This window comes from Ruegeria sp. HKCCA5763, assembly GCF_013034545.1.
Lineage (GTDB): Bacteria > Pseudomonadota > Alphaproteobacteria > Rhodobacterales > Rhodobacteraceae > Ruegeria.
This window is the reverse complement of sequence record NZ_WQGF01000004.1, coordinates 287,847-307,898: the sequence shown is the minus strand read 5'-3', so window position 1 is coordinate 307,898 and position 20,052 is coordinate 287,847. Positions and strand designations below refer to the sequence as shown.

Here is a 20,052-nt window from a genome sequence, read left to right as displayed (position 1 = left end):
AAATGAACGAACTGCTAATCGGGCCAGGCTGATACTTTAGTTGTCCTACAGATTTTGTGCACGCGAATACCAACGACTTAGCTAAACCAGCTCGAGTTTAACAACTAGCAATTTTATGAAACGACTGAAGGGTCACTTCCCGAACCCTGAAGCGCGAAACCAGGCGAAGCCACCCTCAACCTGGTTTCTTGATACCTTACGCAAGCAGATCGAACCGGTCGTTGTTCATGATCTTGGTCCACGCTGCCACGAAGTCGCGCACGAACTTCTCGGCATTGTCGTCCTGAGCATAAACCTCGGCATAGCCGCGCAGGATCGAGTTCGACCCGAAGACTAGATCCGTGCTGGTGGCGGTGAACTTGACCTCACCAGAAGCGCGGTCGCGCAGCTCGTAAGTGCCGCCTTCAACCGGATGCCAGCTCAGCGACATGTCCGTCAGGCTTACGAAGAAATCGGTGGTCAGCTGACCCACACGGTCGGTAAAGACACCATGCGCCGTTCCGCCATGGTTAGCACCCAGCACTCGCAGGCCGCCCACCAGAACGGTCATCTCAGATGCGGTCAGGCCCAACAACTGCGAGCGGTCCAGCATCATCGCTTCAGGCGACACGGCGTATTCCTTCAGCTGCCAGTTGCGGAACCCGTCAGCCAGTGGTTCAAGCACCGAGAAGCTGTCTGTGTCGGTCTGTTCGTCCGTCGCGTCACCACGACCAGCCGAGAACGGAACCGTCACATTAAAGCCTGCTGCCTTGATCGACTGTTCCAGACCGACATTACCTGCCAGAACGATCACGTCAGCGACCGACGCTCCGGTTTCAGCAGCAATCGGCTCCAGCACACCCAGCACTTTTGCCAGACGCTCAGGCTCGTTGCCCGCCCAGTCTTTCTGTGGTGCCAAACGGATGCGCGCACCATTTGCGCCACCGCGTTTGTCCGAGCCTCGGAAGGTACGTGCACTGTCCCAGGCGGTGTTGATCATCTCGATCGCTGCCAGGCCACTGTCTGCGATCTTTGCCTTGACGGCTTCTACGTCATAATCAGTCGAACCGACCGGGATTGGGTCCTGCCAGATCAGATCCTCTGCAGGGACGTCCGGACCGTAATAGTTGACGCGTGGACCCATGTCGCGGTGGGTCAGTTTGAACCAGGCACGGGCGAAAGTGTCCGCGAAATAGTCCGGAACAGCCATGAATTTCTGACAGATCGCATTGTATGCCGGATCAACCTTCATCGCCATATCCGCATCTGTCATCATCGGCATCCGGCGGACAGACGGGTCGGTCGGATCGACCGGTTTTTCATCTTCCGGCATGTCCACGGGCTGCCACTGATGGGCACCGGCAGGGGATTTGCCCAGCTCCCATTCGTAGCCGAACAGATAATCGAAATAACCCATGTCGAACTTCAGCGGCTCTTTCGTCCACGCGCCCTCAATGCCTGAAGTGAACGCGTTGGTCGCCTTGCCGTTCTGATCCGGGTTGTCCCAACCCAGGCCCTGGCCAGACACAGGGCAGGCTTCGGGCTCGGAACCGATATTGTCGCCCGCCATAGCGCCGTGCGCCTTACCAACCGTGTGACCGCCGCAGGTCAGCGCTGCGGTCTCTTCGTCATCCATAGCCATACGGGCAAAGGTTTCACGGATATGCAAAGCGGTCCGCGCAGGGTCCGGATTGCCGTTTACACCTTCGGGATTCACATAGATCAGACCCATGTGCACAGCGCCCAGGGGGTTTTCCAACGTGCCGGGTGTTTCCAGATCGCCATAGCGGCTCTCGGACGGGGCGAGCCACTGGTTTTCCGAACCCCAGTACACGTCTTTTTCCGGGCCCCAGATATCTTCGCGACCAAATCCAAATCCAAAGGTTTTCAGGCCCATCGATTCATACGCAACAGTGCCCGACAGGACGATCAGGTCAGCCCAGGACAGTGCGTTGCCGTATTTCTTTTTTACCGGCCACAGCAGACGGCGGGCTTTGTCCAGGCTGGCATTGTCCGGCCACGAGTTGAGCGGAGCAAACCGGATGTTGCCCGACCCCGCGCCGCCACGACCGTCGCCCAGGCGATAGGATCCGGCAGAATGCCAGGCCAGACGGATCATCAGGCCACCATAGTGACCCCAGTCCGCCGGCCACCAGTCTTGACTGTCTGTCAGCAGCACCTCGACATCGGCACGGACGGCTTTGAAATCCAGACCTTTGACCGCTTCACGGTGGTTGTAATCCGCATCCATCGGGTTGGTGCGCGTGTCGTGCTGGCTCAGAATGTCCAGGTTCAGCGCATCCGGCCACCATTTGGTGACTGAATTGCCTGTACCTGTGTTCCCGCCATGCATGACAGGGCAGCCGCCGGTTTGATGATTGTGAGGGTTACCGTCCATTGTAAATCTCCTGAGTATTTACCTAGTGGTTCAGATGCCTTGACTCGTACCCGAACCAAGCGATAAATGGAAATTTGTAATTTCTATCATTGTGATTAGTTTTTCAAATGAAATCACTGACGCTCAAGCACCTGCGTTATTTCGAGGCCCTTGCCACCCATGGTCACTTCGGCAAAGCCGCAACTGCCAGTGCAATTTCGCAGCCAGCGCTTTCCATTCAAATCAAAGAGCTAGAGGCCATCATGGGCGGCCCATTGGTCGAACGGGCGGCGCGTGAAACCCGCTTGACCGCCTTGGGTGAAGACGTGTTGAAGCACAGCCGTGAAATTCTGACCCGAGTCGAGGACTTGGGGAAACTGGTGCAATCACCGTCCGGCCCGCTGTCAGGACGATTAAGGATCGGTTTAATTCCCACAGTTGCGCCTTATCTTCTGCCCTCGATTATCAAGGCCATGTCGCAGCGATTTCCGCAGCTAACGATTGAGCCCAAAGAGACCATCACCGAATCCGTAATCCGCGAAATACTGGACTCACGACTGGATGTCGGGGTCGTTGCGCTGCCGGTGTCGGAACCCAGTCTTCGAGAGTTCTCGTTGTTCAACGAAGATTTTTTGCTGGTCCGCCCGGCGCGAGATGCCAGCCTGCCCATGCCAAGTTCATCGCAGCTCCGAACAATGCGGCTATTGCTGCTTGAAGAAGGCCACTGTTTCCGTGACCAGGCTCTGTCTTTTTGTTCAATCCGCAATATCGAACCGCAACAGGTTATGGAGGGCAGCTCGCTTTCGACCCTTGTACAGATGGTTGGGGCAGGAATTGGCGTCACCCTGATCCCCGAGATGGCCGTTGGGTTGGAAACCCGTTCCGCCGATGTCTCTATTGCCCGGTTCCAGGACACCCCGCCGGCGCGAACAATTGGGCTAGTCTGGCGAAAGACCAACCCGCTGAGTGAAAACCTGCTCAAGATCGGCGCGATCATCCGCAAAACCGCAGAAGAGAACATTTTGAACACTGGGCACAGCGATCAGTCGGCAGCCGAGTGAACCACCTTTAAGCGCGATGCGGCAGGTATTGCCGGATCATTACATTTAGATATCATTCGGAAAACACATCATAGGCTTTGAGCGCCTTGGCGCTGTACGCATACGACGGCCCACCTCCCATATAGGTCGCCATGGCCAAAGCCTCGCACATTTCTTCGCGCGTGGCCCCCAGACGAACCAGCGACTTCACATGAAACCCAATGCAGCTGTCGCAACGAGTCGCGACAGCGATGCCCAACGCGATGAATTCCTTGCTCTTCTCGCTCAGCGCGCCATCGGTTTTGGCCGCCTTACCCATAATACCAAAGCCCCGAACGGTTTCAGGAACTTCCTTTGAGAAAGTCCCGATATTGGCCTCTGTCTCGGCCATGAAGGCTTTCCAGTCCATTTTTTAACTCCTTATCCGCGCTCGTCTGCGCCCATGCGGCGTTCCAACCGGCGCACACCAGCACTGATGATCAGTACGAGGATCAAATATTCAAAGATCAGCAGTGTGTAGATTTCCAGCGGGCGGTATTCCGTCACAACCAATTCATTCGCGCGGCGAGTCAATTCCTGCATCCCGATGACGCTGGCGAAGGCACTCATCTTGACGATGTAGATGAACTGGTTGGCCAGCGGCGGTAGAATACGCCGGATCGCCTGAGGCAGGATCACGTGACGCATGGTCTGCACATAGTTCAGACCTATGGTTTGCGCCGCTTCACGCTGACCGCGCGCGATGGATTGAATACCCGCGCGATAGATCTCGGCCGTGAATGCGCTGTCTGAAATCGCAAGGGTAATGATTGCACCCCAGAATGGATCGATTGGGACGTTCATTCCCATCGACTGGAACACGATAGGCAATCCATAAAAGACCCAAAAAAGCATCGGCAGCAGTGGAATGGCGCGGATGAATTCCACATAGACCCGGTTGACCAAACGCCAGCCGCGTTTCTCGGACAGCCCCGGCAATGCCACCATCAGGCCCACGACAATCGACAGAACCGCCGCGATCAGCGATATCTGGATCGTCGCCCACATGCCCGAGACAAGGAATTTCACGTTGGTCCAGCCCGATGCCGTGGTGGGGTCGATCACATACCAGCCCCAAGTCTGGGACGAGGAACAACCCGCAAGCAACAGCAAGGGCGCTATCAGAAGTAGTTTTTTCATAGCCCCTCTCAGTGCTGCAGAATTTGCGACAGGAATTTACGACACCGCTCGGATTGCGGGTTGGTGAAGAAATGTTCGGGCTTGCCTTCTTCGACGATTTCACCCGCGTCCATGAAGATCATCTTGTCGGCCACCTTGCGCGCAAACCCCATCTCATGGGTCACAACCACCATGGTCATGCCCTCGTTCGCCAACTCGACCATGACATCCAACACTTCCGAGATCATCTCGGGGTCCAACGCCGAGGTTGGCTCATCAAACAACAGAACACGCGGCTCCATGCACAGGGACCGCGCAATGGCAACGCGTTGTTGTTGGCCACCGGACAACTGATTGGGTTTTTTGTCCGCCTGATCAGGAATGTGTACGCGCTCCAGATAGAGACGTGCCTTTTCCTCGGCCTCCTTACGGCTCAGACCCCGCGCTTTGATCGGGCCCAGAGTCAGGTTTTCCAACACGGTCAGATGCGGAAACAGGTTAAACTGTTGAAACACCATTCCAACCTCGGACCGGATAGTCGCCGCAGATTTTGCGTCATCCGTCAGTTCGACCCCGTCCACACAGATGATGCCTTTCTGGTGTTTTTCCAACTGGTTGATACACCGAACGACGGTTGACTTACCTGACCCCGAGGGCCCGCATATCACCACCTTCTCGCCGCTGTTGACCGTCAGGTTTATATCCTTGAGTACGTGAAACGTGTCGAACCACTTGTTCACGCCCACAAGTTCAATTGCGGCGTCTGGCATAAGCTGGTCTGCCCCTGTTTTAGTCAAGTTGTAATATTTTCTTGAGGTTATCTTTCTCTTTCGGGTTAAATCAATGATGAACACGGCGGCAAGACATAAACATCACCAACGGGAGAAAGCGATGAACACTTTTTTGAAAGCAGCGGCAGCAGCCGCGCTGGGTCTGGTATTGTCAGGTGCCGCACAGGCGCAATCCGCACTGAACGAGATTCTGGATTCCGGCGTGCTTAAAGTGGGCACGACCGGTGACTGGAACCCCATGTCGCTGCGCGATCCGGCCACCAACAGCTACAAAGGCTACGACATCGACATCATGAACGAACTGGCCGCCGATCTGGGGGTCGAGGTCGAATATGTGCCGACCGATTGGAAAACGCTGGTCAACGGCGTGGTGGCGGGCAAGTACCACCTGACCGGTTCGGCCTCGATCTCTCCGCCTCGCATGAAGGTGGCCGGTTTCTCGGATAGCTACATCGCGGTGGAATTGTTCCCGTACACGACCAAGGATAAGGCGGACAAATTCGACGGCTATGATTCAATCAACCAACCGGGCGTGACGGTCGCCACAACTCTGGGCACCACGTTTGAAAAGCGCGTGCGTGAATGGTTCCCGAACGCTGAGATCAAGGTCGTGGAAGCCCCGGCCCGCGGTTTTCAGGAAGTGATCGCCGGACGCGCGGATGTGTTCATCACGTCAAATATCGAAGGCTCGACACTTGAGGCGAAGTTCCCGGTGGTTCGCGTCAAGAATGCGGGTCCCCGGTCGCCATCGCCCATCGCGATGATCCTGCCGCAAGGCGATCAGGTCTGGATCAACTACGTGAACAACTGGATCGAAGTGAAAAAAGCGCAAGGCTTCTTCGAAGCTAACCGCGAAAAATGGGGTCTCTGATCCATTTTCAGACATAACCAGCACTTTAGCGCCCGGCCTTCAGGATCGGGCGTTTTCTATTTTGACATGACGGAGCAAAGTGCTTGGCGCACCAATTTTCGATCAATATGTCCGCGGAACCAGACCGGCCTGAAACCATTGAATAAAAGAGACGATAGAAAACACGGGCAACCCAGTAGCCCGTTGGATATCGCGTGCATAGGGGCACATATTTGTGCATTCCAGCACGATTGCACCCAAGTCAGGGTTGTCCGCAACCAAGGTATGCGCCGCCTGAACATTATCTTCACGCGCTTTCTGAACATCCAGCCTTAGCTCATTTCCAAGGATCGCACGGGTGAACTCCTGCCCGCCTTCGGTTGTGCCAATCGGGGTATCCAACGGCACGTTGGCCGCCCGCAGATGATCTTTCGTCAGGGTCGAGGCTGAAATGGTCAAAACCCCTGCGCGCTTGCCCGCAGGCAGAATGCGGTTCACCATCTCGACCTGCATCAAGGACGATGTAGCCACCGGAACCGGGACGGCTTGGGCCAGTTCTTTCTGGAACAGGGACAGGAAACCGCAATTGGTGGTTATGCCATCCACACCATCCCTTACCAGATCCTGCGCCGCGTCGATGAACACGTCCAACATCCCCTCGGCCCGGTGCCGAACCACCCGATCCGGCGAGGCATCACGGACGATGCGATAGAGCACCGGGAATGGCCAGGTCAGCGCGTTGCCCATGTCACCTGGGATTCTGGGGAATTGGGCATCCAGCATCAGAATACCAACCGATGCGCCGTAGATGGATTTTCCGCCTTGCGCAATCATCCCTCGACCTCCTCGATTATGCGGGCCGAGATTTCTTCTGACCCTTCCATATAAATGCTGCTAATCCCGTGACGCACAGCGTCCTGCACCTGATCCATGCGCTTGGTGATATGAGCGCCAAGAACACGCGCGGCCTCTTCCGCATCCCGTTCCATCAACGCCTGCATAACTCGCTTATGCTCCTCTTTTGAACGTTGCACCCGGTCCATACTCATGGAAATCCAACGGATATAGCGAATACGCTCATTGATCCGCGTCAGGGTATGCAACAGCTCCATATTGCCTGACAGTTTGGCAATCCCAAGGTGAAACGCCTCATCCCGGCTGACTGCTTCTTCGACGGTCAGACCAGTGATATCGATGCCCGTTGAGTAAAGCTCATCCCGCAGATTCTGCAGGTCTTTGTCAGAGGCCTTGGAACACGCCGCACGCGCGGCGGCAGTTTCGATAATCTGGCGCAGTTCAAACAGGTCAAACACGCTTTGCGCATCCAACGGACGACAAAAAAACCCTTGCCCCGGGCGAAAATCAAACAACCGTTCTGCAACCAACCGGTTCAATGCCTCTCGTAAAGGGGTCCGGCTGACGCCCAGGTCCTTGGACAGGGCAACTTCGTTCAGGCGATCCCCAGGGCGCAGACGGAACGAGACCGCCATCGCCTTAACCTGATCATAGATGTCGTCGACCCTTGGACCCGCCATTAACCTGCCCTTCCTCTTGTTTGCCACAGGTGCCATAGGCAGCGCTTGAAATCAATATACAAAACTGTATACAGTTCTGCGTACAGCGTGGAATCGAGAGGCTCGTAGATCATGACAGGGACGAATTATCTGACCGGGGCAGAGGCTATGGTGCGTATGCTCGAGGCGCACGGCGTGAAGCACATGTTCGGCCTGTGCGGCGATACCACCTTGCCGTTCTATGACGCTCTGGCGCGCATGGATCACGGTATTCAGCACATTCTGACACGGGATGAACGGCACGCGGCCTATATGGCGGACGGTTACGCGCGTGTGACTGGGAAGCCCGGTGTCTGCGAAGGTCCCTCGGGCGGAGGTGCAACTTACATTCTGCCCGGCGTTGTAGAAGCCAATGAAAGTTCTGTTCCGATACTGGCGATCACCTCGGACGTCGCGACAACCAGCCGGGGCAAATACCCATTAACTGAACTGGATCAGCCCGCCCTCTTCAAGCCCTTAGCCAAGTGGAATACCACGCTGGACGACGCCGCGCGGCTTCCGGCCATGGTGCGGGCAGCCTTCCGGGCAATGACAACAGGCACGCCGGGCGCCACGCATCTGGCCCTGCCGTTCGACACGCAAAAAGCGCAGGTGGATGAGGCCGAAATCTGGGCGGATGACAGACATCGCAGCTATCCTGCCGAACGCTCAGCCCCGGACATGGATGCGATCGAAGCGGCGGCGGATATTCTGGCACGGGCCAAATCCTCTGTTGCTGTCTGTGGCGGCGGGCCGGTTCTTTCAGGCGCAACCGAAGCATTGCGACAGGTCGCAAATTTGTTGGACATGCCCGTTGCCACAACCGTTTCCGGCCAGGGTTCCATCGCCGAAACCGACCCTCTGGCTTTGGGCGTTATCGGGTCTAACGGAGGTGTGCCCGCGACACGTGCTGTCGTGGATCAGGCGGATGTTGTCCTGTTCATTGGCTGTCGCGCCGGCTCGGTCACAACCGAACGGTGGAGAAGCCCTGGGCGTGATGCCACGATCATTCACATCGACAGCGATCCCATGGTGATTGGTGCAAACTACCAGACGGAAGTGGCTATTTGCGCCGATGCCCGACTGGCGCTGGAAGCTCTGGCCCGCGCATTAGAAGGTCGCAAGGATCTGAACACACAAGGCGGGGCGGACAAAGCCCGCGCCGCGTGGGATGCCAAGCTGGCCGCTTTCGCGCCACTGGCCGCAAGTCGTGAAATGCCGATCCGACCCGAAGCTGTCATGGCTGCGTTGATGGATATTCTGGATGACGACGCAATTGTTGTGGCTGACCCCGGCACCCCATGCCCCTATTTCAGCGCGCATTACCGGTGGCGGACATCGGGACGGCAGTTCATCACCAACCGAGCCCATGGCGCTTTGGGCTATTCATTAGGTGCAGCGATGGGGGCACATGTCGGGCGTCCGTCGGTAAAGACCCTGGCCGTCATGGGCGATGGCTCGTTCGGCTTCACATGTGGCGAGTTTGAAACGATGGTGCGGCACAAAATGCCCATCACATCGATTGTCTTCTCAAACGCGGTCTTCGGCTGGATCAAAGCAGGTCAAGATGCGGGCTTTGGTCAAAGATTCTACAACGTTGACTTCAACCGCACAGATCATGCCGCAGTGGCGTCAGCCTTTGGTGTGAAATCATGGACGGTCAAAGACCCCGAAGACCTGCCAAAAATCCTGAAGCAAGCTATCGAACATGACGGCCCCACACTGGTCGATATCCATTCCCAACAACTTCACGAAGCTGCTGCGCCAGTATCTGAATGGGTTGCGTAAGAGGCGATTGACGGGATCAGTTGGTCCAGAAACTCCTGAGCGATCCTGGATAAAGGGCGACCTTTGGCTGTGATGATTGCAAGCTCCAACATGACCGCTGGCTTGAAAGGGCGGGTCTGATATCCGCTCTCTTCATCAAATGTAACGGTAAAGGGATCGATCATGGCGACCCCCATGCCTTGCTTCACAAAGCTCAGTAGGTTTTCAGACAAGTGCGTGTGAATCTGTGTGCGCCATATGCGCCCGGCACGCTGAAAGATGTCACGGGTTTTACGATGCGTCTGGTGTTCCGGCCCCATCACAATAAAAGGCTCGTTCTCCAGAGTTTCCGGCGTCAGAACGTCATACGCCACCAACGGGCTGCCTTCCGGGAAGGTTGCTAGAGTTTCGAACTGAAACACCTGATAATTCAACGTGTCGTGCAGGATCGGCATCTCGACAATGCCGATCTCAAACAAGCCAGACGTCACCCATTCTTGAATCTTGGACGAGTATTGCGACTGAAAGCTAACGGACAGGTTCGGGCGGCTTTCGGCAAACCGCGCGATCTCACGCGGCATGAAACCGAAGGACAACAGATGCGGCGCGGCGACCTGTAACTGACCCGGATGCTTGTTCTGCAAATCTGTCACCGCCTGTGCAACGTGATCCAACCCGCGCACAACCGTGTCGACCTCGCGGTACAACAGCTCGGCTTCGGGCGTGGGCAACAGACGCCCCTTGTTGCGTTCGAACAGAGGTAATCGCGCCTCGCGCTCCAATTGCGCCAAAAGGTTGCTGATGCCGGGTTGCGAGATGCCAAGAACTGATGCCGCGCCGGTCACGGTTCCCGTTTCCATGATGGCGTGAAAAGCTTGAAGCTGACGAAAGCGCAATGACATAGGTATAGTATCATTTTTTCTGATGAACTGTTGAAGATATTGTATTTGAAATGATAGTTCGGTCAAGGCAGGCTGCTGCTCATCCACAGGGGGCGGAATGAGCGATCTGTCACAAAAAATCACTGGCTATGACCTATGGCACCTCAAGCTGCCAGTGACCTCGCGGCGGGATCACGGCATTGGATCCGTCGAAGGCGTTTGTGAAATTGTTATCCTACGGCTGACATCCGAGGACGGCTCTCAAGGGTTTGGCGAAGCATCGCCTTGGTCAGTTTTTACCGGCACGCCAGAGGCAACCTTTGCTGCGCTCGATCGGTATCTGCGCCCACTTGTTTTGGGCGCAAAAGTCAGCGATAGATCCGCGATCATGGCGCGTGCCGCTTACGCTGTGGCGCACTGCACTGAAGCCAAGGCCGCACTGGAAACCGCGCTGCTGGATCTTTCAGGCCGGATCAGCAACGTGCCCGTTTGGTCTTTGTTGGGCGGCAAATGTCGGGATGCAATCCCCCTGAGCTGTTCCATCGCCAACCCTGATTTTTCGCAAGACATCGACCTGTTGGCACGGTTGCAGGACGATGATGTCCGTATCGTGAAACTCAAGACCGGGTTCAAGGATCACGCCTTTGACATCATGCGGCTGGAATACCTGGCCCAGAACTGCCCCGAGTTTTCGGTGCGCGTGGATTATAACCAAGGGCTCAAAATCGAGGATGCACCGGCACAGGTGCGTGACGTCGCCCGGTTCGATCCCGATTTCATCGAACAGCCAGTGCGCGCTCATCACTTCGGCATGATGGCCAAGCTGCGCCAAATGACCGATGTCCCATTGCTGGCAGACGAGAGTGTGTTTGGCGCCGAAGACATGGAGCGTGCAGCCCGCGAAGGGATTTGCGACGGTGTTTCCGTCAAAATCATGAAATCCGGCGGCCTGACACGCGGTCAGACTGTTGCGCGTATTGCGGCGGCTCACGGCCTGACAGCCTATGGCGGCGACATGTTCGAGGCCGGCCTGGCCCATTTGGCCGGCACGCACATGATTGCCGCGACACCAGAAATCACTTTGGGCTGTGAGTTCTATCAGGCGTCATATTTCCTGAAAGAGGACATATTGGAAGAACCGTTCCAGATCAGGAACGGGCAAGTCTGCGTGCCGGATGGTCCTGGGCTTGGCGGCAAACCAGACTTGGACAAACTGAACCACTACGCAGTTTCAAAGGCGGTGGCGGCGTGAGCGAGAAGAAGACCATAGCCATCATCGGAGCTGGAATTGTCGGAGTCTCCGCGGCTATCTGGCTGCAGCGCGACGGTCACGATGTGATTTTGATCGATAAGGCCGGGCCTGGCGAAGGAACCTCTCACGGCAATGGCGGCGTGCTTGCGTCATGCTCTATCGTGCCTGTAACAGTTCCCGGACTACTCGGCAAAGCACCAAAGATGCTTTTAAGCCCCTCTCAGCCGCTGTTCCTGAAATGGGGGTACTTACCAAAGCTGTTGCCATGGCTCAGACAATACTTAAGCCACGCAAATGCCGCAGACGTGGAACGGATCGCTGCGGCCCTGACGCCCATCGTGGGCGACAGCCTGAACGACCACAAGGCGCTGGCCGCCGGAACTGGCGCTGAGAAATGGATCGTTCCAAGCGACTATCTGTTCCTCTATGAAAACCGCGCCCATTTCGAAAGTGATGCCTTTGGTTGGGGCATTCGGCGTAAGCATGGCTTTGCGTGGGAAGAGTTGGAAGGCAAGGCATTCCACGATTACGATCCAGTATTCAGTCAGGATATCGGGCTCGCGGCCAAGCTGTCAGATCATGGTCACATCACCGATCCGGGGCGATATGTCAAAGACCTAGCTGCACATGTTGAGGCGCAAGGAGGTCGGATCATCCAAGCCACCGTCGAAGACGTCACGCGCGAAGGCGGAAGCGTCACAGGCGTTCGCACAGGTGGCGAAACCATTGCGTGCGACACAGCCATCGTGACGGCAGGCGTCTGGTCAGGACCTCTAGCGAAGCGATTGGGTGTTTCTGTCCCACTTGAAAGCGAACGCGGGTATCATCTTGAATTGGTGGAACCTTCTGACATGCCGCGCAGCCCGGTCATGGTCGCATCAGGTAAGTTTGTTGCAACACCCATGGATGGGCGCTTACGCTTGGCAGGCATTGTAGAGTTCGGAGGGCTGGATGCACCGCCCTCTCGCGCGCCGTTTGAATTGATGCGCAAGAATGCCCGGGCGGCTTTCCCGGGCATAACATGGAAGGAGGAAGTGGAATGGATGGGGCACAGGCCCGCCCCGGCTGACTCGATCCCGATCATTGGCGACGTACCCGGCATCAAGGGGGCCTATATGGGCTTTGGGCACCATCACATCGGCCTGACAGGCGGGCCAAAAACCGGACGCCTTCTGGCCCAAATGATCGCGGGCAGAACCCCAAACGCGGATGTCAGCGTCTACGCGCCGTCACGCTACTCAACATAAGAACAAGCTGATGAGAAACATCGGCGTTTCAAAATCCAATAGGGAGAAAACGATGAAAAAACTGACAAACCTTCTGGCAGCGACAGCTCTGACTGCAGCTGCAGCCGCACCGGCCATGGCCGAAAAATGGGACATGCCGATGGCTTATTCGGCGTCGAACTTCCACTCGGCCACAGGCGCGGAATTCGCCAAATGCGTGACCACCGGTACAGGTGGTGAGATCGAGATTGTGACGCACCCGTCCGGCTCGCTTTTCAAAGGTGCCGACATCAAACGCGCGATCCAGACCGGGCAGGCCCCGATTGGTGAGCGTCTATTGTCTGGCCACCAGAATGAAAATGCCCTGTTCGGGTTTGACTCAATCCCATTCCTCGCGACCTCTTTCGACGACAGCGCCAAGCTTTGGGAGGCCGCCAAGCCATCTATTGAAAAAGTATTGGCTGAACAGAACCTAACACTGCTTTACGCTGTGCCGTGGCCGCCTCAGGGCTTGTATTTCAAGAACGAGGTAAACTCGGTCGCTGACATGAAAGGCATAAAGTTCCGCTCGTACAACAATGCAACCTCGCGGTTGGCTGAACTGACGGGGATGCTGCCGGTGACAATTGAAGCCGCGGAAATCAGTCAGGCCTTTGCGACGGGTGTGGCGGATTCGATGGTGTCATCGGGATCGACCGGATATGACCGCAAGGTTTGGGAAAGCCTGAACTATTTCTACGAAGTCGATGCCTGGTTGCCGCGCAACTATGTGATGGTCAATTCTGATGTCTGGTCTGGTGTATCTGATGTCAACAAGAACGTCATCAAGGGCTGCGCTGAACTGGCAGAATACGCGGGCAATTGGCGCGCCAAGGAATACACCGGATTCACCCTGCAGGGTTTGCGGGATGGCGGGATGACCGTTGGCCCGGCTTCTGAACAGATGACGAATGAGCTGAAAGAGATCGGCGTGACCATGACCAATGAATGGCTGGAAGCTGCCGGTGACGAAGGCAAAGCCATCGTCGACGCGTTCAACGCGTCACAGTAACCTTTTTGATTTGGGCGGCGGGTCATCCAGCCGCCCTTTTCGCATCCAATCAAAACACAGCGGGGACAGCATGGCGGTTTTGCGAGGGCTTCGGTCCGTACTGGACTTTATATATCTTGCGGCAGGGGTGCTTGCGGCTCTCAGCCTCATTGCGATCCTGCTTTTGATCGTCGTGCAGATGCTGGCCCGCTGGACCGGCGAGGTCTTTCCCGGAGCGCCCGACTATGCTGGCTATGCCATGGCCGCCGCTTCCTTTCTTGCCTTTGCCAATGCGCTGAACAGGGGCAGCCACATTCGCGTGTCAATCCTGTTGAACGCTGTGCCTGATGGTGTCCGCCGCATATTGGAAGTCTGGTGTTTTGCAATCGCCACTGCCGTCATGTGGTATTTCTGCTGGTACGCTTATCGCTTTGTCTACTGGAGCTGGAAATTCAACGATGTCAGTCAGGGGCAGGACCGAACCGCCCTTTGGATCCCACAATCCGCGATGCTGCTAGGCGCGGTCATTCTGGCCATTGCTCTGACTGATCATTTGATCCACGTGCTTTTCAAGGGCGAACACCGCATCGTCCGCGATCTGGCCGATCAGAGTCACGGAGAGTAAATCATGGAAAACCTCTCTGTCATCATTCTCTTTCTTTTTGTTCTCTTCACCTTGCTGGGCACCGGCGTTTGGGTCGGCTTGGCTTTGATGGGCGTTGCCTGGGTCGGAATGGAGCTCTTCACCACCCGCCCCGTCGGGGATGTGATGATCACCACCATCTGGTCGGCGTCGTCTTCGTGGACCCTGACCGCACTGCCCATGTTCATCTGGATGGGTGAAATCCTGTACCGAACGCGATTATCGGAAGACATGTTCAAGGGTCTGTCCCCGTGGATGGCCCCTTTGCCGGGCGGATTGGTGCACACCAATATCGTGGGTTGTACGGTTTTTGCAGCTGTCTCGGGCTCTTCAGCAGCCACGCTGACAACTGTTGGAAAGATGTCGATCCCCGAACTGCGCAAGCGCAACTATCCCGAGCGGATGATCATCGGGACATTGACCGGGGCCGCCACACTTGGGCTGATGATCCCGCCCTCGCTGACCTTGATCGTCTACGGTGTGACGATCAATGAATCCATCACCAAGCTGTTCTTTGCAGGGATTCTTCCCGGTCTGGTACTGGCCGGGATGTTCATGGGCTACGTGGCGATCTATTCCAAACTCGGCAAAGACTGGAGCCCCAATTCCGAAGCCAAACTGAGTTTCTCAGAAAAGATCAAGAACTCTCGTTTCCTGCTGCCTGTAATCCTTTTGATCATGGTCGTGATTGGGTCGATGTATCTTGGATATGCCACCGCAACCGAGGCCGCGGCCTTTGGGGTCATCGGCGGGCTGCTGTTGGCGGCGGGACAAGGGTCGCTAACCTGGAAGACCTTTACCGAAAGCCTGATGGGCGCCACGCGCACCAGCGCGATGATTGCCCTCATTCTTGCGGGCGCTGCGTTCCTATCGCTGTCCATGGGCTTTACCGGCCTGCCGCGCGGTTTGGCCGATCTGATCGCCGGTTGGGAACTGACCCGGTTCGAGCTGCTTATGGTGTTGTTGGTTTTCTACATCATTCTGGGCTGTTTTCTGGATGGTATCTCTTCGGTCGTGCTGACCATGGCCGTGGTCGAACCCATGATCCGCGACGCCGGGATCGATCTGATCTGGTTCGGTATCTTCATCGTTGTTGTTGTCGAGATGGCGCAGATCACGCCCCCGATCGGGTTCAACCTGTTCGTCATGCAGGGCATGACCAACCACGAGATGAGCTATATTGCGCGGGCCGCCATTCCGATGTTCCTGATCATGGTTCTGATGGTCTTCATCCTGATCTGGTTCCCCGACCTTGCAACTTGGTTGCCCGAAAACCTGCGACAAAGTCCGGGCGGATAAGGCGGTTTTGAACCCGCTTCATCTGGCCGGGCGTCATGGCCCTTATGTTCTGATCTGCGGCTTGGCGGCAGGTCTACTTTTACCAGCTCTGGCGGAGCCAATGCGGGATTTGCTTCCGCCTTTGGTGGTGCTTTTACTGTTCGTGACTGTGCTGAGGATGGACCCCAGGACCATTCTGGGATCACTGAGTGACTTGCACAAAGTTGCGTTTACGGTTGTTGGATTTCAGCTGGTGACGCCGATGATCATCGTTGCGCTCGGATACGTGTGCGGATGGATCGGGACTCCCGTGCTTTTGTCCCTTCTTATCATGGCGGCAGCGCCGTCCATCTCGGGCAGTCCGAATATGTGCCTGATGATGGGCCACGCGCCAGAACATGCGTTGCGACTGATGGTTGTCGGTACGGCCCTGTTACCTTTGACCGCCTTACCCATCTTTCTCGTAATGCCGCAGTTGGGCGACGTACAATCTGTCTTATGGGCTGGCGTGCGACTGTTGCTCACGATCTTATGCGCAACTGGCGCAGCCATATTTGTAAGGCGCACGGTTTTGCGCAACCCTTCACAATCCATGCTGATGAACCTTGAGGGGATGGGAACACTCACACTGGCCGTATTTGTCATCGGCCTGATGCCGTCGGTCAGCGCAACGGCGCTGGAGGACCCAGCTTTGGCTGCATTCTGGATCGCCTTTGCCTGTCTGGCCAACTTTGGCGCACAGATTGTCATGTTTCGCTTTACACAGGGCAAGCTACCTGCTGCGCAGGCAACTGCGGTGTCATTGATTGCTGGCAACCGCAACATCGCGATCTTTTTTGTGGCTCTTCCAACAGAGGTCACTGCCCCGATAATGGCCTTCATCGGAGCCTATCAAATTCCGATGTACCTGACCCCAATGATAATGCGCCGCCTCTACCAAAAGAACGCGCCATCGTGATCATTGATTGTGTGTGCCTCTGTTTCGTACTGTGCTCTGCCAATCCCGTTTTTGTAAATCGGAACATTCAGGTGATGATCACGGCTGATGGGACTTTTAACAAAAAGTACTTTGATGGGGCGGCAAAACGAAGTGGTGCGAACCGCCAGAGTTGTAAGTCAGGTACAGGATACCTCCCCTCTCAGAGCAGCTACCGCGCGTGCCAATCATCGCATGCATGTGCCAGGATCAGTTGTTTCGCGGTGATTTGAACAAATCTTTTCGCAGTGTCATCAACGCACCGGTGTCGATTTTGGCTTGAATAACCGTTGTTTCATTTGATGCGATTGCTTGTTCCAGCGCAGGACCAACCCCGCCTGGCCCATCGACCCATATACCTTTCCCACCACACAACTCGGCAAACTTGTCGAAACGGGGCGAGCGAATTTCGGCTCCAAGCAGACGGCCTCCGTAAAATTCCTGCTGATAGGCTTTTTCAGCCCCCCAAGCTTCGTTATCCAGAACGATGATTGTGATCGGCAGATAGTGTTGAATGGCGGTCTGTATCTCGATCATCGTATAGCCGACAGCCCCATCGCCCATAATCGCCACGACAGGGCGATCCGGTGCGGCTGCCTTGGCTCCAATTGCAGCGGCAAGGCCAAACCCGACAAGGCCGAAATCCAATGGCGTGATCAAAGACACCGGCGCGTAATGCGCCAACCGGTCTGCCGCCTGAAGACATGTGTTACCGGTGTCCAATGTCACAATAGCATCTTCCGGCAGCGTCGCGCGGATTTCGGCCAGCGCACGGCGTGGGTGCATGGGCAAGCTCTCAAGCTCTGCCTCTGCTGCGCGCTCGGCTGCCAGGGTGGCCATATCGGACCGAAACGCTTCGCGCCACGGGTCGCAATTAGGACGCATTGTGGCATCGATCAGGGCCTCGGCAGTCAGGCGGGCATCGCCTTGCGCTGCGATCTCGGCCGGGAAGTACCGCCCAACCGCCGCGCCTTCGATGTCCACATGGGCGATACGGGTATCAGCACCCACATATTCATTGGAATGAAAGGTCGAGTTGAACCCAAGCCGAGCACCCAATACCACCATGACATCCGCTTCACGGGTTAGCCCGCTGGCGACCACATTGCCCCGTGGGCCGGCCTGCCCGGCAAACCAACGATGCCCATGAGGCATGACGTCGGCATGGCCGGTAGAGGCGACGACCGGTATTTCAAGCTTTTCGACCAGTACCGTCAACGCATCGCGCCCTGCCCCCCATTTGAATCCCCCTCCGGCAAAAATCACCGGTCTTTCGGCCTCTGACAACAGCTTGGCAATGGCGGCAATATCGGCGGGTGCGGCAGGACCGGGGCGCGCGATATTCACCGGTGCAGGCTCAATCGCCGGAATATCGGCGGCAAGCAGATCACGCGGAACATGCAGAACCACCGGCCCCCGTCGGCCTGTGTTGGCCAACCGGATGGCGTCTTCTAGCATCGGCGCCAACCGCGCTGGGTCTGTCACCATCACCGAGCGTTTGGAAATGGGCGCAAACAGCGCCACCTGATCGATTTCCTGAAACGTGTCTTTGCATTGATCGGCGCGAGTGATGGCACCGGCGATCACTACGAGCGGAGAATAGGCCAATTGCGCTTCGGCTACTGCTGTTACGATGTTGACCACGCCGGGGCCGGCCTGCGCACCCAGAACCACACCCGGCTTGCCCGTCATCCGCGCCCAGGCATCAGCCATGTGGCCCGCGGCACGTTCGTCGCGCGCCCCGACATAAGCGATCTGACCGCCCTGATACATGGCGTCATAAAGTTCGAGCATCGAACCGCCCAACAGGCCAAAAACGGTGTCGATGCCGTTGGCTTTCAGAACGCGATAGACGGCTTCTCCGCCAGTGATGGTGGTCATGTTCAGTCTCCGGAAATTTGACGTTCAATCTGCCGGGCAAAGCGCAGCAGCCGGGCGTCCGATCCTTTCGGACCGGTGATGTGAAGGCCCACGGGCATACCGTCCGAAGAACGGCCCAGTGGAATGGAAATCGATGGAAGCTCCATCGTCGGTGTCAGAGTCACTGTACGCCAATCTTCGGTGATTTCTCCATCACGCAGGTCGGCGCTGAACGGCAGGCCGGTGGCGGTGGGCCAGAGGGCAAAATCGTAGTGATTGAAGAATGTAGCGACAGAGTCCCAGACATGACGGCGGATCGTCTGATAGGCGATCAGATCGGCAAGGCTTTGCTCTTCGCCCTGTGCGCAGGCCGTGCGATAGCTTTCGGTGGCCTGTGTCATGTCGGGATTGAGCGCCGCGCGAATTTGCAGAGCGCATTGACCCCGAATGATATCGCCATATGCAAGCAGCGGAACAAGGTCCGGGGCCGTGTCTTCATCGACATGCCATCCCAAATCTCGGCAAAGATCAGCGATCGGTGCCAAGGCAGCCTGAACCGATGGGTCAACACTTGCACCGAAAGGCGAAAGGCTCAATGCCACGCGTCCGGCAGTCAGCGGAGCATCAAGCTCGACCGGGTCCGGGTAAGCGCCGATGAATGCCAAAGGTTGGTTGGGCGTCGGTCCTTGCATCACACTCAGCATCAAAGCGAGGTCCGAAACCGTACGCGCCATCGGGCATGGCACGGACAAACCGTCGAACGGGGCCGGGTTTGGATCCATGGGCACCAATCCCGATGTTGGCCGCATACCGACAACGCCACACCATGCAGCAGGTGTGCGGGCACTGCCACCAAGATCCGAGCCATCAGCAAGGGCAACCATGTTGGTCGCCAGCGCGGCTGCAGCGCCACCAGAACTGCCCGCAACCGTCTTTTCGGGGTTCAATGGATTGCGCGTCGTCCCCGATACAAAGTTCGTGGTCTGGCCAGAAAACGTGAACTCGGGCGTGTTTGTCTTACCAATTATAATAGCGCCGGCCGCCCTCAGACGCGCAACGTGGAGCGCGTCACTGGATGGGACATGATCAGAAAAGCTTTTTGACCCGTGTGTGGTGCGCAGACCGGCGGTATCAAAGCAATCCTTGATTGCGATGGGCAGCCCGTGCAGTGGCCCGGCAATCTGCCCGCACGCGGCCATCTTGTCCAATTCTTCGGCGCGGGCAGTGGCGGCGTCCCAATCCAGCGTGACAAACGCATTCACCCCAACTTTGTCGTCTTCGATGCGGGCGCGGTGCGCGCCCAGAACTTCGGCACTGCTAAGGGTTCGGGCGCGTAGATCAATCGCAAGTTCGGTCGCCGTTTTCTGAATGATATTGTTTTGTTGCGGCAA

18 protein-coding genes are annotated in these 20,052 nt (G+C 56.7%); 9 read left to right on the top strand and 9 right to left on the bottom strand.

Features of this window, described 5'->3' with window-relative positions:
- Positions 1-196: 196 nt before the first annotated feature.
- Positions 197-2,377 (bottom strand): catalase/peroxidase HPI, encoded by a 2,181-nt coding sequence (gene katG / locus GOV89_RS09850; protein ID WP_171238050.1) that lies wholly within the window; start codon positions 2,375-2,377, stop codon positions 197-199.
- Positions 2,378-2,484: 107 nt separating this feature from the next.
- Here katG and GOV89_RS09845 point away from each other — a divergent pair, with 107 nt between their 5' ends.
- Positions 2,485-3,417, top strand: coding sequence for a hydrogen peroxide-inducible genes activator (locus GOV89_RS09845; protein WP_171238049.1), 933 nt, complete (start codon positions 2,485-2,487; stop codon positions 3,415-3,417).
- A 52-nt stretch (positions 3,418-3,469) separates the two neighbouring features.
- Here GOV89_RS09845 and GOV89_RS09840 read toward each other — a convergent pair whose 3' ends face one another.
- From GOV89_RS09840 to GOV89_RS09830, 3 genes are read right to left on the bottom strand one after another with little or no spacing between them, the layout of a single operon-like run.
- Positions 3,470-3,805 (bottom strand): carboxymuconolactone decarboxylase family protein, encoded by a 336-nt coding sequence (locus tag GOV89_RS09840; RefSeq protein ID WP_171238048.1) that lies wholly within the window; start codon positions 3,803-3,805, stop codon positions 3,470-3,472.
- An 11-nt stretch (positions 3,806-3,816) separates the two neighbouring features.
- Entirely contained in the window at positions 3,817-4,575 is a 759-nt protein-coding gene (locus tag GOV89_RS09835; protein WP_171238047.1) for an amino acid ABC transporter permease, read from the bottom strand.
- Between the two features lie 8 nt (positions 4,576-4,583).
- The gene (locus GOV89_RS09830; protein ID WP_171238046.1) at positions 4,584-5,324 is read right to left on the bottom strand and encodes an amino acid ABC transporter ATP-binding protein; all 741 of its coding nucleotides are present in this window, start codon (positions 5,322-5,324) and stop codon (positions 4,584-4,586) included.
- Positions 5,325-5,445: 121 nt separating this feature from the next.
- Between GOV89_RS09830 and GOV89_RS09825 the strand changes: the two genes are divergently transcribed.
- The gene (locus GOV89_RS09825) at positions 5,446-6,216 is read left to right on the top strand and encodes a transporter substrate-binding domain-containing protein (protein WP_171235848.1); all 771 of its coding nucleotides are present in this window, start codon (positions 5,446-5,448) and stop codon (positions 6,214-6,216) included.
- Between the two features lie 102 nt (positions 6,217-6,318).
- Here GOV89_RS09825 and GOV89_RS09820 read toward each other — a convergent pair whose 3' ends face one another.
- Together GOV89_RS09820 and GOV89_RS09815 are read right to left on the bottom strand one after the other, a co-directional pair.
- The gene (locus GOV89_RS09820; protein WP_171238045.1) at positions 6,319-7,029 is read right to left on the bottom strand and encodes an aspartate/glutamate racemase family protein; all 711 of its coding nucleotides are present in this window, start codon (positions 7,027-7,029) and stop codon (positions 6,319-6,321) included.
- Complete coding sequence (locus GOV89_RS09815; RefSeq protein WP_171238044.1) at positions 7,026-7,730, bottom strand: GntR family transcriptional regulator; 705 nt, start codon at positions 7,728-7,730, stop codon at positions 7,026-7,028. The genes GOV89_RS09820 and GOV89_RS09815 overlap by 4 nt, the downstream gene beginning before the upstream one ends.
- A 111-nt stretch (positions 7,731-7,841) precedes the next feature.
- Here GOV89_RS09815 and GOV89_RS09810 point away from each other — a divergent pair, with 111 nt between their 5' ends.
- Positions 7,842-9,536: a thiamine pyrophosphate-binding protein gene (locus tag GOV89_RS09810; RefSeq protein ID WP_171238043.1), complete on the top strand. Its 1,695-nt coding sequence runs from the start codon at positions 7,842-7,844 to the stop codon at positions 9,534-9,536.
- Here GOV89_RS09810 and GOV89_RS09805 read toward each other — a convergent pair.
- Positions 9,497-10,417, bottom strand: a complete 921-nt coding sequence (locus GOV89_RS09805; protein WP_171238042.1) for a LysR family transcriptional regulator — start codon at positions 10,415-10,417, stop codon at positions 9,497-9,499. The genes GOV89_RS09810 and GOV89_RS09805 overlap by 40 nt on opposite strands.
- Before the next feature lie 97 nt (positions 10,418-10,514).
- Between GOV89_RS09805 and GOV89_RS09800 the strand changes: the two genes are divergently transcribed.
- The 6 genes from GOV89_RS09800 (at position 10,515) to GOV89_RS09775 (ending at position 16,783) form a co-directional block, all read left to right on the top strand.
- On the top strand, positions 10,515-11,648 hold the full coding sequence (locus tag GOV89_RS09800) for an enolase C-terminal domain-like protein (protein ID WP_171238041.1): 1,134 nt from the start codon (positions 10,515-10,517) through the stop codon (positions 11,646-11,648).
- Positions 11,645-12,895: an FAD-binding oxidoreductase gene (locus GOV89_RS09795; protein WP_171238040.1), complete on the top strand. Its 1,251-nt coding sequence runs from the start codon at positions 11,645-11,647 to the stop codon at positions 12,893-12,895. Before GOV89_RS09800 ends, GOV89_RS09795 begins: the two co-directional genes overlap by 4 nt.
- 52 nt (positions 12,896-12,947) lie before the next feature.
- On the top strand, positions 12,948-13,925 hold the full coding sequence (locus GOV89_RS09790) for a TRAP transporter substrate-binding protein (protein ID WP_171238039.1): 978 nt from the start codon (positions 12,948-12,950) through the stop codon (positions 13,923-13,925).
- A gap of 70 nt (positions 13,926-13,995) precedes the next feature.
- Positions 13,996-14,529: a TRAP transporter small permease gene (locus GOV89_RS09785; RefSeq protein WP_171176690.1), complete on the top strand. Its 534-nt coding sequence runs from the start codon at positions 13,996-13,998 to the stop codon at positions 14,527-14,529.
- 3 nt (positions 14,530-14,532) lie between these two features.
- The gene (locus GOV89_RS09780; protein ID WP_171238038.1) at positions 14,533-15,846 is read left to right on the top strand and encodes a TRAP transporter large permease; all 1,314 of its coding nucleotides are present in this window, start codon (positions 14,533-14,535) and stop codon (positions 15,844-15,846) included.
- 7 nt (positions 15,847-15,853) lie between these two features.
- Positions 15,854-16,783 carry a hypothetical protein gene (locus GOV89_RS09775; RefSeq protein ID WP_171238037.1) on the top strand — a complete coding sequence of 310 codons (930 nt, stop codon included), beginning with the start codon at positions 15,854-15,856 and terminating at the stop codon, positions 16,781-16,783.
- Positions 16,784-17,011: 228 nt separating this feature from the next.
- On the opposite strand, the gene GOV89_RS09770 is transcribed toward GOV89_RS09775, so the two are convergent.
- The gene (locus GOV89_RS09770; protein WP_171238036.1) at positions 17,012-18,682 is read right to left on the bottom strand and encodes a thiamine pyrophosphate-binding protein; all 1,671 of its coding nucleotides are present in this window, start codon (positions 18,680-18,682) and stop codon (positions 17,012-17,014) included.
- A gap of 2 nt (positions 18,683-18,684) precedes the next feature.
- The gene (locus GOV89_RS09765; protein ID WP_171238035.1) at positions 18,685-20,052 is read right to left on the bottom strand and encodes an amidase; all 1,368 of its coding nucleotides are present in this window, start codon (positions 20,050-20,052) and stop codon (positions 18,685-18,687) included.

Coding starts and splice junctions, on each gene's coding strand:
- katG (WP_171238050.1), bottom strand. CDS start 2,377: ATGGACGGTAACCCTCACAATCATCAAACCGGCGGCTGCCCTGTCATG.
- GOV89_RS09845 (WP_171238049.1), top strand. CDS start 2,485: ATGAAATCACTGACGCTCAAGCACCTGCGTTATTTCGAGGCCCTTGCC.
- GOV89_RS09840 (WP_171238048.1), bottom strand. CDS start 3,805: ATGGACTGGAAAGCCTTCATGGCCGAGACAGAGGCCAATATCGGGACT.
- GOV89_RS09835 (WP_171238047.1), bottom strand. CDS start 4,575: ATGAAAAAACTACTTCTGATAGCGCCCTTGCTGTTGCTTGCGGGTTGT.
- GOV89_RS09830 (WP_171238046.1), bottom strand. CDS start 5,324: ATGCCAGACGCCGCAATTGAACTTGTGGGCGTGAACAAGTGGTTCGAC.
- GOV89_RS09825 (WP_171235848.1), top strand. CDS start 5,446: ATGAACACTTTTTTGAAAGCAGCGGCAGCAGCCGCGCTGGGTCTGGTA.
- GOV89_RS09820 (WP_171238045.1), bottom strand. CDS start 7,029: ATGATTGCGCAAGGCGGAAAATCCATCTACGGCGCATCGGTTGGTATT.
- GOV89_RS09815 (WP_171238044.1), bottom strand. CDS start 7,730: ATGGCGGGTCCAAGGGTCGACGACATCTATGATCAGGTTAAGGCGATG.
- GOV89_RS09810 (WP_171238043.1), top strand. CDS start 7,842: ATGACAGGGACGAATTATCTGACCGGGGCAGAGGCTATGGTGCGTATG.
- GOV89_RS09805 (WP_171238042.1), bottom strand. CDS start 10,417: ATGTCATTGCGCTTTCGTCAGCTTCAAGCTTTTCACGCCATCATGGAA.
- GOV89_RS09800 (WP_171238041.1), top strand. CDS start 10,515: ATGAGCGATCTGTCACAAAAAATCACTGGCTATGACCTATGGCACCTC.
- GOV89_RS09790 (WP_171238039.1), top strand. CDS start 12,948: ATGAAAAAACTGACAAACCTTCTGGCAGCGACAGCTCTGACTGCAGCT.
- GOV89_RS09785 (WP_171176690.1), top strand. CDS start 13,996: ATGGCGGTTTTGCGAGGGCTTCGGTCCGTACTGGACTTTATATATCTT.
- GOV89_RS09780 (WP_171238038.1), top strand. CDS start 14,533: ATGGAAAACCTCTCTGTCATCATTCTCTTTCTTTTTGTTCTCTTCACC.
- GOV89_RS09770 (WP_171238036.1), bottom strand. CDS start 18,682: ATGACCACCATCACTGGCGGAGAAGCCGTCTATCGCGTTCTGAAAGCC.